Origin of the sequence: Streptomyces sp. NPDC051569, from assembly GCF_044454085.1 — a bacterium.
Classification (GTDB): Bacteria; Actinomycetota; Actinomycetes; order Streptomycetales; family Streptomycetaceae; genus Streptomyces.
In genome coordinates, this window is the sequence record NZ_JBITDJ010000002.1 from 207,893 (window position 1) to 222,387 (window position 14,495).

The following is a 14,495-nucleotide window of genomic DNA, read 5'->3' on the forward strand; positions in this document are numbered from 1 at the left end:
CACACCGGCCCGCCCGCCGGCTCCCCACACCGGGCCGCCGTTCCACGCGGCAGGGGGCGCGCACCCGGATACCGGGTGCGCGCCCCCTGCCGCGTGTACGGGACCGGGGCGGCCGGCTACCAGGCGGTCGTGGTCGTGGAGGCCTTCTCACCCGGCAGCAGGATCCACAGCGCCAGGTAGAGCAGGAACTGCGGTCCCGGCAGCAGGCACGAGACCACGAAGATCACGCGCATCGTGGTCGCGGAGGTGCCGAAACGCCGTGCCAGCGCCGCGCACACTCCGCCGATCATGCGTCCTTCCCGGGGGCGTACCAATGCGGCCATGGTGGGCTCCTTCGCGAGACCGAGGGGGAACCTCTCCGTGTGTTCCCACACCTCAAGGGTGCCCCAGGAGGCACGGACAACGCGTCGCTCTACGGGGCGACGCCGACCCTGGGAATCGTCGGGGTCGTCCCCTGAGGTGGCTCCTCCCACAGGAGCACGGCCGTGGGCGGTGTTCTCTCAGGGGCGCGGGGCCGTGCGCGGAGCGGACGGGAGCGGCGCGCGCGGCGCATCCTGGCACGCCCGGCGGGCACGACCAGCAGGTGCGCGAGCGTCACACCGGCCGTATTGAGCAGCAGCGAGTCCACGTCGATCACCCGCCCCGGTACGACGGTCTGCAGCAGCTCGATCGTCAGTGAGATCAGCGCGCCGGCCGCGACGGTACGGGCCAGGGAGGCCCAGGCGGAGACGGCGAGACGGCCACCCGCCAGCGGCAGCAGCGGACCGAGGGGGGCGAGCAGCAGCAACCCCTCGCCGATACGGCGCGCGGCGTGCGGGAGGCCCAGCGCCAGATCCGCTCTGATGCCCGCGAACGGCTTCAGGTTGGCCGCGTTCACCCAGGTGACGTCCAGTGGGCGAAGCGTCAGCCACCCCACCACCACCAGATGCAGGAGAAGGAGTACGAGCCCCGCCGTACGGAAGTGGATGACGGCACTGCCGCCCGGACCTTGACGCACGAAGCCCAAGACGCGGCCGCCGGCGGGATCGGTTCCGCCGGGCCCCGGATGAGCGGCCTCATGAGACCGGCGTCACCCGAACGGGCTAGCCGGACGTCAGGATCCCGATCCCGATCCCGACGCCGATCCCGATCCCGACGCCGATCCTGATCCCGATCCCGATCCTGATCCCGGTCCCGACGCGGACGCCGACGGGAGCGGCCCCTCGGTCGCCACCGGGGCGTCGGGCCGGCTCTTCGCCTGCTGGTCGCACCGGTAGCCGCGCGGCGGATGGTCGCCGGGCCCGCCCAGCACGACCACCCCCTCCGTGGCCTCGCTCTCCGTGAACGTGCAGACGATCTGCGCGAGTGCGGTCGCCGGCAGATCCTCCGGCTGACGGCTGAGCCGCAGCGTGCCCTCCGGATCCTCCTCACGCAGCCGCGAGAGCGTCAGCGGCCCCCGGACGTACGTGGTGAAACCGGCGTCCCGCTCGCTCACCGACGGCTGCGACTCCAGCTCGTCGAGCAGCGCCTGCGCGATCGCCACCCGGCCGTCGAGCGCCTTCTTCTCCGGGATCATCGCCGCGCGCTCCACCGGCACGAGACCGGAGGCGCAGACCAGATAGATCCGGACCGGGAAACCCGGGCGCGGCTGCGACATGAGGTTCTTCTCGGAGACCTCGCACGGCATCCGGGACGGCGCGGGCCCGGCGTCCACCGGCACCGAGGTGGTCCTGATCCCGCACCCGGCGGCGAGGACGGCGAGGGTCAGCACGCCCCCGAGCCGCGCGATGCCGGTCAGGCGGGCGGGTCCGGGCCGGCCCGGGCGGGACCCGCGCGTGCGGGACCTGCCCGCCCCGTGCCTGCCTGTCCGGGACCGGTCCGTCCAGGACCCGTCCGTCCGGTTCCTGGGAGCGGTCACGGTGCGTCGCCTTCCTCTCCCGATTCCTGATCACGGTCCTGTTCCGCCGGCTCCGAGCCGTCCCGAGGCAGCCGCAGCACGAACATCGCGCCGCCCTCCGGCACATTGGCCGCGGTGATGTCACCGCCGTGGATGTGGGCGTTCTCCATGGCGATCGACAGACCGAGCCCGCTGCCCTCGGAGCGTGGCCGGGACGCGCTCGCCTTGTAGAAGCGGTCGAAGACATGCGGCAGGACATCCTCGGGGATGCCGGGGCCGTGGTCCCGTACCTCGATGACGAGAGCGTCGCTCTCCAGCCCTACCACCACCCGCACCGGCGAACCGCCGTGCTTGAGCGCGTTGCCGATCAGATTCGCCAGGATCACGTCGAGGCGGCGCGGATCGAGCCGCGCCATGATCCCGCGCTCCGCGTCCAGTTCCACCGCGTCCAGCCAGGCGCGCGCGTCGATGCACGCCGTGACCTGGTCGGCGACATCGACGTCGTCGAGGACGAGCCGTGCCGTACCGGCGTCGAAGCGGGTGACCTCCATCAGGTTCTCCACCAGCACGTTGAGCCGGCGGGTCTCGCTGACCACCAGGGTCACGGCGGGCGCGATCATCGGGTCGAGGTTGTCCGCCTCTTCCTCCAGGACCTCCGTCACGGCGGTGAGCGCGGTCAGCGGGGTGCGCAGTTCGTGCGACATGTCGGCGACGAAGCGGCGGCTGGACTCCTCCCGCGCGCTCATGTCCGCGACCTTCTTCTGGAGCGATTCCGCGGCCTTGTTGAACGTCCGGGAAAGATCGGCCAGTTCGTCCGTCCCCGACACGCGCAGCCGGGTGTCGAGCTTGCCCTCACCGAGCCGGCGTGCCGCCTCGCCCAGCCGTTGCACGGGCTTGAGGACGGTGGTGGCGGCGGCCTGGGCGAGCAGCGCGGATCCGACGAGTGCGAGCGCGGTGGCGATCCCCAGCGACCAGGCGAGCGAGTTGAGGTCCGCGCGCTCCGGTTCGAGGGACTTGTAGAGGTACCCGGTGGGCCCGCCGTTGATGATCCGTGTCCCGCCGACCAGGTAGGGCGTCCCGCCGCGCTCGGTGCGCTGCCAGAACAGGTGGTACGGGTACTTGTTCCCCGAGGTGACCTTCTGCTCCTCGTTCACGGCCTTCCGGAGTGACGCCGGTACGTCGTCCAGGGTGAAGGTGTCCGGGTCGGAGGCGCCGACGATCGGCTTGCCCTGGGCCCGCTCGCCGATCAGCAGCACGCTGTAGCCGGGGCCGTCGGCGGCCATCAGCTCGGCGGTGCTCTGCAGCTCGCCCTGCTGGGGCCGCAGGGGCAGCTCGGCCGCGCGGTTCTGCATCTCCTGCCGGAAGTCGGACAGGGTCGAGTCCTGTGTCCGGGTCAGCACGGCCTCACGGTTGAGCCAGTACGCGATCCCCGAGGCGGAGACGGCGGCGGTCAGGGCGACGACGCCGAAGACGACGACGAGGCGGAACCGCAGACTGGTCCAGCGGAGCCCGGAGAGGATCGTCCTCCTCGCGGCGCCGTCCTGCCCGTCGCTGTCCTGCCCGTGGCTGTCCTGGGTGTGGCTGTCCTGCGCGTGGTCTTCCTGCCCGTGGTCCTCGGGCCCCTCGCCTTCCTGGCGCCGACGGTCGCCCCGGCCGCCGTCCTGGCCGGCACCGCCGCCGACCGGGCGGCCCGTCGCGAAGCCGTCGTCTCCGGGGCCGTCGTCCGGCCCGTGCCGGGTGGGTCCGCCGGTCACGAAGGCGCGTCCAGCCGGTAGCCCACGCCCCGTACCGTACGGATCAGGGTCGGCGAGGACGGTACGTCCTCCACCTTCGCCCGCAGGCGCTGCACACACGCGTCCACCAGACGCGAGTCGCCCAGGTAGTCGTGCTCCCACACCAGCCGCAGCAACTGCTGCCGCGACAGCGCCTGCCCGGGACGGCGGCTGAGCTCCAGCAGCAGCCGCAGCTCGGTCGGCGTGAGCTGGAGGTCCTCGCCGTTCTTGGTGACGGTCATCGCGGAACGGTCGATCACCAGGCTGCCGAACGTCGCCGAGTCCGTGGACTCGCGCTCGCCGCGCCGCAGCACCGCGCGGATCCGGGCGTCCAGCACCCGCCCCTGCACGGGCTTGACCACGTAGTCGTCGGCGCCCGACTCCAGACCGACCACCACGTCGATGTCGTCACTGCGCGCGGTCAGCAGGATGATCGGCAGCTGGTCGGTACGCCTGATGCGCCGGCACACCTCGAAACCGTCAATTCCGGGCAGCATCACATCCAGCACGATCAGATCCGGCCGCTGCTCGCGCAGGAGCTGCAGGCCGTCCTCGCCCGTCGCCGCGGTGGCCACTCGGTGGCCCTGGCGTGACAACGAGAGTTCCAGGGCCGTGCGGATGGCGTCGTCGTCCTCGATCAGCAGCAGGAAAGGCACAGAGCCATTCTGTCCCATGAGGGGACCGGCGATCGACAGTTGGAGCGCTCCCACCCCTGTGACAGGTCTGTGACAGTCGGCGGACAGCGCCATGAAGTCGCCCCGGCAAGCTCGGTGGCACACGGACCGAAACAGACTCGAACAGACGGGGGGCGCGGCATGAACGCACCGCACGGCACCGCGGCGTACGGATCGATCCCGACGGCGGTGAGCACGCGTCTGCACGACGTCGCACGGAGCAGCGAGAAGTCCGCCGCCGTGACCGGGCGGGTGTGCGTGCGCGCCACCGGGCGCCCGCACAAGCCGCCGTACATGACGGTGCTCGACGCCGCTCCGGGGCCCGTCTCCGCGCGGACGGCGGACCCGGACCGGACGCCCGACGCGCCCGACGCGCCCGACGTGCCGGACGCCGAAGCGGCGTTCACCGCTTACGTCCAGGAGCGCCGCGCCTCTCTGTACGCGACCGCCTACCACCTGACCGGTGACCGTTTCGAGGCGGAAGACCTGCTCCAGAGCGCCCTGTTCTCGACCTACCGGGCGTGGGACAGGATCAGCGACAAGGCGGCTGTCGGCGGCTATCTCCGCCGCACCATGACCAACCTGCACATCAGCGCCTGGCGCAAGCGCAAGCTCAACGAGTACCCGACGGAGGAGCTGCCGGAGACGGCGGGCGACACCGACGCGATGCGCGGCACCGAACTGCGCGCGGTGCTCTGGCAGGCGCTCTCCCGCCTGCCCGAACTCCAGCGCACGATGCTCGTACTGCGCTACTACGAGGGCCGCACCGATCCCGAGATCGCGGACATCCTCGACATCAGTGTCGGCACGGTGAAGTCGAGCATCTGGCGGTCGCTCCGCCGGCTGCGCGAGGACGATGTCCTCAGCTTCGGCCGTGACGAGGAAGAGTCCTTCGGCGAACTGGTCGCTTGAGGGCAGCAGGGGGAAGCAGGGGGAAACGGGGGAAACAGGGAAAAGGGCTCTGCCGTTTCCGGGGGGACACGGCAGGACCACGGGGGAGTGCGGGGGACTCGGGATTCGGGGGAGTCCGGGGGAACGGAAGCGGGACCGGGACAGGCCGGGGGGACCTGTCCTGGTCCCGCTTCTCCGTCTCGACAGCCGCCGCTCAGTGACGGCTTGTGGTCGACGCGTCAGCCGACACCGGCGGTTCCGCTGTCACCGCGGGCACCGCCGTGTCCGCCGCCGAGATCCGGCCCAGTGCCTCCGCCTTGCCGCACGGATACGCGCCCAGCGCCGTCTGCCGGCTGACGATGGCGCGCTCGGCGCGCATCAGCCGCCAGCCGCGCCGCAGCAGGAACGGCACCGATTTCCGCCCCTCCCGCAGATCGCGCAGCAGCCGCCGCCGGAACGTCGTCGAGGGGCGACCACGCAGACAGAGCGCGTCGGCCAGCACACCCAGCTCCTGGCAGCGCGCCACGATGTCGGCGGCGAAGATGCCCTCCGCGAGGAACAGCGGCGTGCGCCCGATGTCGAACGCCTCCGTGTCCACGCGCGAGCTGGTGGCGATGGAGTAGACGGGGACGGTCGTACGGCCCGTACGGCACAGCTCCACGATCGAGGCGATCGCGGCGTCCTCGTCCCAGGACCGCGCGGAGTCCCAGTCGATGTCCGTGCTGCCGGGGACCAGAGGCAGCGTCGGGTCGTCGCCCTCTTTGTAGAAGTCGTCGAGGCGCAGCACCGGCAGGCCCGTGAGGGCGGCGAGGGACGATTTTCCGGAGCCGGAGGGGCCCGCGAGGAGCACGACCCGGGTCGGGTTGGATTGGGGACTCACGGGACACCAGTCTGGCGCATGCACCCGCCCAGGGGACCTCCGGGGACCGGTCGGCCGGGTTTTATTGGTATCGGGTACCTCACCTCAACTACGCTGCGTGTCGACCCGATTACCCATACCACCCGGCCAGGCAGGAAATCCCATGGCACGATACGCAGCTCCCACCTCCCCGCGCCGCACACTGCTGCGCGCCGGTCTGACCCTCACGGCGGCGGGCGCGGCCCTCGGCCTGGGCGGTGCGGCGGCCCAGGCGGCGGGACCGGCCGCGCCGGCGGCCGCGACGGACACCGGCAACCAGATCACCGAGGCGGGCACGGTGGCCGGTCAGTCCCTCACGAGCGCGCTCCAGCACGCGACGGCCGGCGGTCTCGCGCCGGTCACCCACCTGAAGCTCAACCCGCTGGCGGGCACGGGCGTGGATCCGCTGGACAACGCGGTGGGCACGCAGGTCGCCGACTTCAAGCCGCTGTCCACCGCGACGGTGACCGACCCGGTGACGCGGGGCGGCGCGCTCAAGGACCTGCCGGTGGTCGGTACGGTCGTCGGAATGCTGCCGCACTGATCGCCGCCGTACGGGCTCCTGGAGGCCCCTGGAGGGGTGCCAAGGCCCCGGCCCGGGCCCGTGGACGAGGAAGCCCCCACCGTTCGGGGAACGGTGGGGGCTTCCTTATGACCACTCCCGGCGGGACGGGCCCCGGAGGGGACGTCCCGCAGCGGGCGGTGTCTCAGTAGGACGAGCCGGAAGCGCCCAGGCTGCCCGTGGGGTGCCAGACCGTCTTCGTCTCCAGGAAGGCCGTCAGCCGGTGCGTGCCGGGATCGGCCGACCAGTCCGCGGCCGCCGGGCGCAGCACGCGCTTCAGGTTGTCGGCCGCCGCGACCTCCAGCTCCTTGGCCAGCACCTCGTCGGCACCGGTCAGGTCGATGGCGTTGACGTCCTGGTGCGCGGCGAGCGGCGCCGCGATCTCGGCCGTCCTGCCGGAGAGCACGTTGACCACGCCGCCGGGCAGGTCGGAGGTGGCCAGCACCTCGCCCAGGGAGAGCGCGGGGAGCGGGGCCTTCTCGCTCGCGACGACGATCGCCGTATTACCGGTGGCGATCACCGGCGCGACGACCGAGACCAGGCCCAGGAAGGACGACTCCTGCGGGGCCAGGACCGTGACGACACCGGTCGGCTCCGGGGTGGAGAGGTTGAAGAACGGGCCCGCGACCGGGTTCGCCCCGCCGGCGATCTGGCCGATCTTGTCGGTCCAGCCCGCGTACCAGACCCAGCGGTCGATCGCGGCGTCGACGACCGCCGCGGCCTTCGCCTTGGACAGCCCCTCGGCATCGGCGACTTCGCGTACGAACTGGTCGCGGCGGCCCTCCAGCATCTCGGCGATGCGGTAGAGGATCTGGCCCCGGTTGTACGCGGTGGCGCCCGACCAGCCGCCGAACGCCTTGCGGGCCGCGACGACCGCGTCACGCGCGTCCTTGCGGGAGGACAGCGGGGCGTTGGCCAGCCAGCCGCCCTTGGAGTCGGTCACCTCGTACACCCGGCCGCTCTCGCTGCGGGGGAACTTGCCCCCGACGTACAGCTTGTAGGTCTTGAAGACGCTCAGCCGGCCCGCGGGCGAGCCGCCGGTGGATTCCTTAGACATCGAGGTACGCCTCCAGGCCGTGGCGGCCGCCTTCGCGGCCGTAGCCCGATTCCTTGTAGCCGCCGAACGGCGAGGTCGGGTCGAACTTGTTGAACGTGTTGGCCCAGACGACACCCGCCCGGAGCTTGCCCGCGACCGCGAGGATGCGGGATCCCTTCTCCGTCCAGATCCCGGCGGAGAGTCCGTACTGCGTGTTGTTGGCCTTGGCGACGGCCTCGTCGGGCGTACGGAAGTTCAGCACGGACAGCACCGGGCCGAAGATCTCGTCGCGCGCGATGGTGTGCGCCTGGGTGACGTTCGTGAAGAGCGTCGGGGCGAACCAGTAGCCGGAGGAGGGGAGTTCGCACGCGGGCGACCAGCGCTCGGCGCCCTCCGCCTCGCCCGCGTCGGCCAGGGCCGTGATCCGGGCCAGCTGCTCGGCGGAGTTGATCGCGCCGAGATCGGTGTTCTTGTCCAGCGGGTCGCCGACGCGCAGCGTGGAGAGCCGGCGCTTGAGCGCGTCCAGCAGCTCGTCCTGGATCGACTCCTGGACGAGGAGGCGCGATCCGGCGCAGCAGACCTGGCCCTGGTTGAAGAAGATGCCGGTGACGATGCCCTCGACGGCCTGGTCGATGGGCGCGTCGTCGAAGACGATGTTGGCGCCCTTGCCGCCCAGCTCCAGCGTGACCTTCTTGTCCGTGCCGGCGACCTGGCGGGCGATGGCCTTGCCGACGGCGGTGGAGCCGGTGAAGGCGACCTTGTTGACGTCGGGGTGCTCGACGAGCGCGGCGCCGGTGGTGCCGTCGCCGGTGACGATGTTCACGACGCCGTTCGGCAGTCCCGCCTGGCGGCAGATGTCCGCGAAGAAGAGCGCGGAGAGCGGGGTCGTCTCGGCGGGCTTCAGCACCACGGTGTTGCCGGCGGCGAGGGCCGGGGCGATCTTCCACGCGAGCATCAGCAGCGGGAAGTTCCACGGGATGATCTGGCCGGCCACGCCCAGCGGACGCGGGTCGCTCCCGTAGCCGGCGTGGTCGAGCTTGTCGGCCCAGCCCGCGTAGTAGAAGAAGTGCGCGGCGACCAGCGGGAGGTCCGCGTCGCGGGTCTCCCTGATCGGCTTGCCGTTGTCCAGGGTCTCCAGGACGGCCAGCTCGCGCGAGCGCTCCTGGATGATCCGGGCGATGCGGAAGAGGTACTTGGCGCGCTCGGCGCCGGGCAGCGCCGACCACTTCTCGAACGCCTTGCGGGCGGCCCTGACGGCCCGGTCCACGTCGGCGGTGCCGCCCTGGGCGACCTCGGACAGGACCTCTTCGGTGGACGGGCTGACGGTCTTGAAGACCTTGCCGTCGGCCGCCTCGGTGAACTCACCGTCGATGAAGAGGCCGTAGCTCGGCGCGATGTCGACGACGGAGCGGGACTCCGGAGCGGGTGCGTATTCGAATGCCATCTCTGCCTCAGTCCACCGTGACGTAATCGGGGCCGGAGTACCGGCCGGTGCTGAGCTTCTGACGCTGCATCAGCAGGTCGTTCAGCAGGCTGGAAGCGCCGAAGCGGAACCAGTGGTTGTCCAGCCAGTCCTCGCCGACGGTCTCATTGACCAGCACCAGGAACTTGATCGCGTCCTTGGTGGTGCGGATACCGCCGGCCGGCTTCACGCCGATCTGCGTGCCGGTCTGCGCGCGGAAGTCGCGCACGGCCTCCAGCATCAGGAGGGTGTTGGCCGGGGTGGCGTTGACCCCGACCTTGCCGGTCGACGTCTTGATGAAGTCGGCGCCGGCGATCATGCCGAGCCAGGACGCGCGGCGGATGTTGTCGTACGTGGAGAGCTCGCCGGTCTCGAAGATGACCTTGAGGCGGGCGGCCCCCGCCGCCTCCTTCACGGCGCGGATCTCCTCGTACACCTTCAGGTAGTGCCCCGCGAGGAAGGCGCCGCGATCGATGACCATGTCGATCTCGTCGGCGCCCGCGGCCACGGCGTCACGGGTGTCCGCGAGCTTCACGCCCAGCGCGGCGCGGCCGGCCGGGAACGCGGTGGCGACGGAGGCGACCTTCACGCCCGAGCCGGCGAGCACGAGCGCCGCCGTCTCCGCCATGTCCGGATAGACGCAGACGGCGGCGGTGGCGGGCGTGGTGCGGTCGGTCGGATCGGGACGAAGGGCCTTGGCGGCGAGCGCCCGGACCTTGCCCGGGGTGTCCGCGCCTTCGAGCGTCGTCAGGTCGATCATGGAAATGGCCAGGTCGATGGCGTAGGCCTTGGCCGTGGTCTTGATCGAGCGTGTGCCGAGCGACGCGGCGCGCGCCTCCAGGCCGACGGCGTCGACGCCGGGCAGCCCGTGGAGGAAGCGGCGCAGTGTGCTGTCGGACGCGGCCACGTCAGCGAATGCGGGGGTAATGGTGGGCATGGTCACCAGATGAGCATATCTACGCGCGTAGCAAGGTGTACAGGGCTGAGAGGTTACGGAGGTGTGCTGTTCCCGAGATGTGACCGGAGGCAGGTGTACCGGTGCGTGACGGGGATCATGGGCGTGGCGGCTTTCCGGACACGTACGGCAGAATCGGGAGTATGACGAGCGCCGAACAGACTTCCGAGCAGACCTTCCCCGACCGCGTCTTCCGGTCGAGCGGCGGGCTGGTGGGCGGTGCGCTGCTGCTCCTGCTCGCCGGCTGGGTCGGCGGGGACGCGCTCTTCCGGGGCACCGGCCACACCCCGTGGCTGGCGCTGGCCGGACTGATCCTCCTGGTGCCGCTCGTCGTCGCGTACACCCTGCGCCCGGCCGTCTTCGCCGGCCACGACCGGCTGCGGATCAGGAATCCGTTCCGCACCATCACCCTCCCCTGGGGAGCCGTCACGGCGGTGCGCGCCGGGTACTCGTGCGAGGTGCTCACCGAGGGCGGCGGTAAGTTCCAGCTGTGGGCGGTGCCCGTCTCCCTGCGCCAGCGCAAGCGGGCCGCCCGCCGCCAGGTGCACCTCGCGCACGACGACCCGCACGGCAGGACGTCGATGACGGCGGACGTCACCGACTCCAAGGCCCGGCTGGCCGCGGCGGACCAGACGGTCGCCGATCTGCGCGAACTGGCCGAGCGCTCCGCCTCCCGCCCCGGCGCGCAGGGCGTGCCGGTGGTCCGCTGGGCCTACGAGATCCTGGCCCCGGCCGCTGCGGGGCTGGTCGTCCTCGTGGTGCTGCTCGCCATCGGCTGAGACAGGCCCCGCACACCGAAGCGTCGGGCCCCCGGCGAGCAGTCGCCGGGGGCCCGACGCGGTGGGTGCTGGTGGCAGTGCCTCGGCGTCAGCCAAGGATTCCGCCGGGGATTCCGCCAAGGATTCCGCCGGGGATCCGCCGAGGATTCCGTCTCAGATTCCGGCGGCCGCCGACAGGTCCCGCTTGATGGCCGCGAGCAGGTCCGTGGCCGTGGCGCGGGCCGCCGTCAGGGCCGTCGCGTCGGCGACCGGGACCACGACCTCCAGGTAGCACTTGAGCTTCGGCTCGGTGCCGCTGGGCCGGACGATGACGCGCGCCCGGTAGTCACCCTCCAGGTGGTAGCGCAGACCGTCCGTCGGCGGCAGCGCGGCCGTCCCGCGGTTCAGGTCCTCGGCGGAGGTGACACGCAGACCCGCCAGCCCGGTGGGCGGCCGCTCACGCAGCCGGAGCATCGCGTCGGCGATCAGCGAGAGGTCCTTGACGCGGACCGAGAGCTGGTCCGTCGCGTGCAGACCGTGCGTGACGGCGAGGTCGTCGAGGAGGTCGGAGAGCGTACGGCCCCGCCCCTTGAGCTCCGAGGCCAGCTCGGCGACGAGCAGCGCGGCGGTGATGCCGTCCTTGTCGCGGACGCCGTCCGGGTCGACGCAGTAGCCGAGGGCCTCCTCGTACCCGTACCGCAGTCCCTCGACGCGGGCGATCCACTTGAAGCCGGTCAGCGTCTCCTCGTAACCCAGCTCCGCCGCCTCGGCGATCCGGCCGAGCAGTGACGACGACACGATCGACTCGGCGAAGGTGCCCGTCGCGCCCTTGTGGACGATGTGGGTGGCGAGCAGCGCGCCGACCTCGTCGCCGCGCAGCATCCGCCAGCCGCCGTCGGCCGTGTCGTCGGGGACGGCCACCGCGCAGCGGTCCGCGTCCGGGTCGTTCGCGATGATCACATCGGGCTGTTCGCGCCGGGCCGTCGCGAAGGCCAGGTCCATGGCGCCCGGCTCCTCCGGGTTGGGGAACGCGACCGTCGGGAAGGCCGGGTCGGGTTCGGCCTGTTCCGCCACCAGGACGGGCGCGGGGAAACCGGCCCGGGCGAAGGCCGCGACGAGCGTCTCCGTACCGACGCCGTGCAGCGCCGTGTGGACGATGCGCGCGGTCCGGGGGGACCCGCCGGTCAGGACGGCGTCCGTACGCTCCAGATAGGCCGCCAGGACCTCGTCCCCGAGGGTTTCCCAGCCGCTGTCGGGGCGGGGGACCGTGTCCAGCGCGCCGATGGCGTCGATCTCGGCGGCGATCCCGGCGTCGGCGGGCGGCACGATCTGCGAGCCGTCCCCGAGGTAGACCTTGTAGCCGTTGTCCCGGGGCGGGTTGTGGCTGGCGGTGACCTCCACACCGGCGACCGCGCCGAGGTGCCGTATGGCGAAGGCCAGTACGGGCGTGGGGAGCGGACGCGGGAGCACCGCCGCGCGCAGTCCCGCGCCGGTCATCACGGCGGCCGTGTCCCGGGCGAAGTCCGCCGACTTGTAGCGGGCGTCGTACCCGATGACGACGAGGCCGTCGCCCTGACCCTCGGCCTTCAGGTACGCGGCGAGGCCGGCCGCGGCCCGGATGACCACGGCGCGGTTCATCCGCATGGGCCCGGCGCCCAACTCCCCGCGCAGACCGGCGGTGCCGAACTGCAGGGTGCCGGCGAACCGCTCGGCGAGGGCGTCGAGATCCCCGGCTTCGATGATCGCGGCGAGTTCCTCGCGGGTCTCGCTGTCCGGGTCCTCGGCCAGCCAGGCGTTGGCCCGCGCGACGATGTCCTGCTGCTGCACGGTGGGGGCACCTCCATGCGCCTTAGCCGGCGCCGTTCTCGCGGAGATCGCTGGCTCTCCGCTGGGATTGCTCGATGTGGCCAGGTGGTGCTGGACCGCTGCTGGGCGGTGCTGGGGGTGTTGCCGGGTGGTCTCCGGCGGAGCCCGGAGAGGGAAGTACTTCCCGGCTCAGATGCGCTCAAGCACCCGGGCGAGCAGGGCACCCATCTGCGTGGCCGAATCGCGCCCCGCCTGGAGGACCTCCGCGTGGTTGAGGGGCTCACCCGACATGCCCGCCGCCAGGTTGGTGACCAGCGAGATGCCGAGCACCTCGGCGCCGGCCTCGCGGGCCGCGATGGCCTCCAGGACGGTGGACATGCCGACCAGGTCGCCGCCGAGCACCCGGACCATGTTGATCTCGGCCGGGGTCTCGTAGTGCGGGCCGGGGAACTGGACGTACACGCCCTCTTCCAGGGCCGGGTCGATCTCCTTGCACAGCGCGCGCAGCCGCGGCGAGTACAGGTCCGTCAGGTCCACGAAGTTCGCGCCGGCGATCGGGGAGACGGCCGTCAGGTTGATGTGGTCGCTGATCAGCACGGGCTGGCCGGGACGCATGCCCTCGCGCAGTCCGCCGCAGCCGTTGGTGAGGACGACGGTCCCGACGCCGGCGGCGACGGCCGTACGGACGCCGTGCGCGACGGCGGCGACGCCGCGGCCCTCGTAGTAGTGCGTACGGCCCAGGAAGACCAGCACGCGCTTCTCGCCGATCTTGTACGAGCGGACGCGGCCGCCGTGCCCCGCCACGGCCGGCGGCGGGAAGCCGGGCAGCTCGGTCACCGGGAAGTCCGCCTCGGGCGCGCCCAGAGCGTCGACGGCCGGGGCCCAGCCGGAGCCCATCACCAGGGCGACGTCATGGGTCTCGACGCCGGTGAGCTCGCGCAGCCGCGCGGCGGCGGCGTCGGCGGTGGCGAGGGGATCGGCGGATCCGACGGCGGGTTCGTCGGCGATGGCGGGGATAACAGATGCGTTCACGCGGACGAGGGTAGCCGGTCGATCCCTACGCGCGTAGATGATGCGTGGCACGGTTTTCGGATCGTTGTGTTGTCGTTTCCGACGAAAGGCCCGGGATCTGTCCGGGCGCGCGGGGAGACGACGCCTACCAGCACGGCGCGTACCGCCACGGCGCGTACCGCCACGACGTGCACCGGATTCAACGCTCGGCTCGGCTCGGGCTCGGCTCGGCCTCGGGGCCAGGTCGGCTCCCGTTCAGCAGGGACGCTTGCGCAGTTCCATCACGTAGTCGTGCGGTGCGCCCGCCGATTCCGCCGCGTCGGCCAGTTCGCCCAGGTAACGGGCGGAGGGCAGGCCGCCCTCGTATCCGTTCAGTACGTACACCCAGGTCGGCTCCTCGCCGTCCAGGGTGTCCACCCTGACCCGCATCCGGCGGTAGATGTCGAGGCCGACACCCTCCCAGCGGTCCATCGAGTCCTCGTCCATCGGCGCGATGTCGTACAGCGCGACGAAGATCTGAGAGCGCGGGGCCTCCACGATCGTGGCCAGCGCGCCCTCCCAGCCCATCTGCTCCCCGCCGAAGGTGAGCCGCCAGCCGTTCAGCCAGCCGGTGCCGCGCAGCGGGGAGTGGGGGGCGCGGCGGGTCATGAGCCGCGCGTCGAGGTTGCCGGCGTACGCGGCGTAGAGCGACATGACGTCGAGGGTACGGGAGGTACGGCCGGGACCGCCGGTGCACGGCTCGGACGTCCCAGTTGGAGCCCGGCGTTCACGATTCGTTCACGGATGGAGGACCC

General features: G+C 71.9%; 15 protein-coding genes. 3 read left to right on the forward strand and 12 right to left on the reverse strand.

What is annotated here, in order from left to right:
* Nucleotides 1-116: 116 nt before the first annotated feature.
* The 5 genes from ACIBAE_RS03895 to afsQ1 all read right to left on the reverse strand — a co-directional run bounded on the left by ACIBAE_RS03895 (nt 117) and on the right by afsQ1 (nt 4,304).
* Nucleotides 117-323 (reverse strand): PspC domain-containing protein, encoded by a 207-nt coding sequence (locus tag ACIBAE_RS03895; protein WP_399282194.1) that lies wholly within the window; start codon nt 321-323, stop codon nt 117-119.
* 89 nt (nt 324-412) lie between these two features.
* Entirely contained in the window at nt 413-997 is a 585-nt protein-coding gene (locus ACIBAE_RS03900) for a VanZ family protein (RefSeq protein ID WP_399282195.1), read from the reverse strand.
* A 96-nt stretch (nt 998-1,093) separates the two neighbouring features.
* Nucleotides 1,094-1,897 (reverse strand): hypothetical protein, encoded by an 804-nt coding sequence (locus tag ACIBAE_RS03905; protein ID WP_399282196.1) that lies wholly within the window; start codon nt 1,895-1,897, stop codon nt 1,094-1,096.
* The gene (locus ACIBAE_RS03910) at nt 1,894-3,630 is read right to left on the reverse strand and encodes an ATP-binding protein (RefSeq protein WP_399282197.1); all 1,737 of its coding nucleotides are present in this window, start codon (nt 3,628-3,630) and stop codon (nt 1,894-1,896) included. The genes ACIBAE_RS03905 and ACIBAE_RS03910 overlap by 4 nt, the downstream gene beginning before the upstream one ends.
* On the reverse strand, nt 3,627-4,304 hold the full coding sequence (afsQ1, locus tag ACIBAE_RS03915) for a two-component system response regulator AfsQ1 (RefSeq protein ID WP_399282199.1): 678 nt from the start codon (nt 4,302-4,304) through the stop codon (nt 3,627-3,629). Before afsQ1 ends, ACIBAE_RS03910 begins: the two co-directional genes overlap by 4 nt.
* A 159-nt stretch (nt 4,305-4,463) precedes the next feature.
* Between afsQ1 and ACIBAE_RS03920 the strand changes: the two genes are divergently transcribed.
* Nucleotides 4,464-5,234 (forward strand): SigE family RNA polymerase sigma factor, encoded by a 771-nt coding sequence (locus ACIBAE_RS03920; protein WP_399282200.1) that lies wholly within the window; start codon nt 4,464-4,466, stop codon nt 5,232-5,234.
* Nucleotides 5,235-5,427: 193 nt separating this feature from the next.
* On the opposite strand, the gene ACIBAE_RS03925 is transcribed toward ACIBAE_RS03920, so the two are convergent.
* Complete coding sequence (locus ACIBAE_RS03925; protein ID WP_399282201.1) at nt 5,428-6,117, reverse strand: hypothetical protein; 690 nt, start codon at nt 6,115-6,117, stop codon at nt 5,428-5,430.
* A 118-nt stretch (nt 6,118-6,235) separates the two neighbouring features.
* Here ACIBAE_RS03925 and ACIBAE_RS03930 point away from each other — a divergent pair, with 118 nt between their 5' ends.
* Entirely contained in the window at nt 6,236-6,655 is a 420-nt protein-coding gene (locus ACIBAE_RS03930) for a hypothetical protein (RefSeq protein WP_399282202.1), read from the forward strand.
* 163 nt (nt 6,656-6,818) lie between these two features.
* Here the strand turns inward: ACIBAE_RS03930 and ACIBAE_RS03935 are convergent, their stop codons facing one another.
* The 3 genes from ACIBAE_RS03935 to deoC are packed head-to-tail and all read right to left on the reverse strand — an operon-like array spanning nt 6,819 to nt 10,108.
* Nucleotides 6,819-7,730: an aldehyde dehydrogenase family protein gene (locus tag ACIBAE_RS03935; protein WP_399282203.1), complete on the reverse strand. Its 912-nt coding sequence runs from the start codon at nt 7,728-7,730 to the stop codon at nt 6,819-6,821.
* Complete coding sequence (locus ACIBAE_RS03940) at nt 7,723-9,153, reverse strand: aldehyde dehydrogenase family protein (protein WP_399282204.1); 1,431 nt, start codon at nt 9,151-9,153, stop codon at nt 7,723-7,725. The genes ACIBAE_RS03935 and ACIBAE_RS03940 overlap by 8 nt, the downstream gene beginning before the upstream one ends.
* Nucleotides 9,154-9,160: 7 nt before the next feature.
* Nucleotides 9,161-10,108, reverse strand: a complete 948-nt coding sequence (gene deoC, locus ACIBAE_RS03945; RefSeq protein ID WP_399282561.1) for a deoxyribose-phosphate aldolase — start codon at nt 10,106-10,108, stop codon at nt 9,161-9,163.
* 161 nt (nt 10,109-10,269) lie between these two features.
* Here deoC and ACIBAE_RS03950 point away from each other — a divergent pair, with 161 nt between their 5' ends.
* The gene (locus ACIBAE_RS03950) at nt 10,270-10,905 is read left to right on the forward strand and encodes a PH domain-containing protein (protein ID WP_399282205.1); all 636 of its coding nucleotides are present in this window, start codon (nt 10,270-10,272) and stop codon (nt 10,903-10,905) included.
* A gap of 153 nt (nt 10,906-11,058) precedes the next feature.
* Here ACIBAE_RS03950 and ACIBAE_RS03955 read toward each other — a convergent pair whose 3' ends face one another.
* The 3 genes from ACIBAE_RS03955 to ACIBAE_RS03965 form a co-directional block, all read right to left on the reverse strand.
* Nucleotides 11,059-12,711: a phospho-sugar mutase gene (locus ACIBAE_RS03955; protein WP_399282206.1), complete on the reverse strand. Its 1,653-nt coding sequence runs from the start codon at nt 12,709-12,711 to the stop codon at nt 11,059-11,061.
* 168 nt (nt 12,712-12,879) lie between these two features.
* Nucleotides 12,880-13,722: a purine-nucleoside phosphorylase gene (locus ACIBAE_RS03960; RefSeq protein WP_399282207.1), complete on the reverse strand. Its 843-nt coding sequence runs from the start codon at nt 13,720-13,722 to the stop codon at nt 12,880-12,882.
* Nucleotides 13,723-13,956: 234 nt separating this feature from the next.
* Nucleotides 13,957-14,394: a gamma-glutamylcyclotransferase gene (locus ACIBAE_RS03965; protein ID WP_399282208.1), complete on the reverse strand. Its 438-nt coding sequence runs from the start codon at nt 14,392-14,394 to the stop codon at nt 13,957-13,959.
* Between the last annotated feature and the right edge of the window lie 101 nt (nt 14,395-14,495).